Annotated in this window: 1 protein-coding gene, 1 tRNA gene and 1 pseudogene; 1 reads left to right on the forward strand and 2 read right to left on the reverse strand. The window is 31.2% G+C overall.

Annotation, left to right across the window (positions count from 1 at the left end):
* Window positions 1-13 precede the first annotated feature (13 nt).
* Both EZH24_RS12260 and EZH24_RS12265 read right to left on the reverse strand, forming a co-directional pair.
* Window positions 14-406 carry a trigger factor family protein gene (locus EZH24_RS12260; protein WP_137999343.1) on the reverse strand — a complete coding sequence of 131 codons (393 nt, stop codon included), beginning with the start codon at window positions 404-406 and terminating at the stop codon, window positions 14-16.
* Window positions 407-512: 106 nt separating this feature from the next.
* A tRNA-Gly gene (locus EZH24_RS12265) sits at window positions 513-585 on the reverse strand.
* Between the two features lie 100 nt (window positions 586-685).
* Here EZH24_RS12265 and EZH24_RS12270 point away from each other — a divergent pair.
* Window positions 686-1,147 (forward strand): annotated as a pseudogene (locus EZH24_RS12270) (UvrD-helicase domain-containing protein); the annotation flags it as partial.
* Window positions 1,148-1,154: the final 7 nt, after the last annotated feature.

Consider the following 1,154-nt stretch of genomic DNA (forward strand, 5'->3'; position numbering starts at 1 on the left):
TTATAATAGCGAACTAACAAAACAGATTGAAAGCCAAATCGGGCAAATCGAATTCTGGTATCGGATAATATTCGTAAGTCAAATGAAGTCCGTCCTCTTTATTTTCCATATTTGAAAGTTTTGGAGTTCCCATAGATTTCGCGTTTTTTTCATCGCTATAAGTATTCCAAACTTCCTCTATAAGAATTTCGTTCGTAGCGCCTTCCAAAGCGTCCTTATATCTCGAATATACGATATCGTTTGGAGCATGCCCAACTCTGAAGCCTCTAATATTAACCTTCGGCTTATAATATTCAATCTGTTTTGTTAGTTCGCTATTATAAGCGTCTTTAGAAACTGATGCTTTAAGAGTAATTAAATCTTTTTCGTCTTTTGAAGTTTCAAATTGTAAATCTTTAGTGTCCATTATTTATAAAACCTTTTTAATAATAAATTTATTTTTTATAATTTTTTAAATCAAATATAATTAAAAATAAAAACCCAAACAGATTAAATCTATTTGGGCTTAAATGAGCGGGAAACGGGACTCGAACCCGCGACAGTCTGCATGGCAAGCAGAAACTCTACCAACTGAGTTATTCCCGCAATAGATTTAAGAAATATTATACATTATTAAAATAAAATGTCAATATAGAATATATTTTGTTATGATATATAATAATTATTTAAAAATAAAGGTTTAATTATGGCATTATTACCAAACGAAGAACAGAGAGAGGCTATAGAGCATATAAACGGTCCTTTGCTTGCGCTTGCGGGAGCGGGGAGCGGTAAAACGAGAGTGATAACCGAAAGAATAGCCTATTTGATAAAAAAAGGAATAGAACCGAGCGGTATTCTTGCCGTTACTTTCACAAATAAGGCGGCTGCGGAAATGCGGGAAAGAATAATTTTACTTCTTAAAGAAAAACCGAAACAATTAGTTATAAGCACATTTCATTCTTTTTGCGTGAGAGTATTGAAAGCGGAAATCGACAAATTAGGATATAAAAATAATTTTAGCATTTATTCTTCTTCCGACAGTAAAATTTTAATAAGAAATGTTTTAAGAGAAATAAAAATAAACGCTATAAATTACGATGAAAATTTATTCGCTTGGTATATAGACAAATATAAAAATAATTTAATCAAACCGAACGAAGTAGAATAAATGC

It is taken from the genome of Brachyspira catarrhinii (assembly GCF_005518285.1).
Taxonomy (GTDB): Bacteria; Spirochaetota; Brachyspiria; order Brachyspirales; family Brachyspiraceae; genus Brachyspira; species Brachyspira catarrhinii.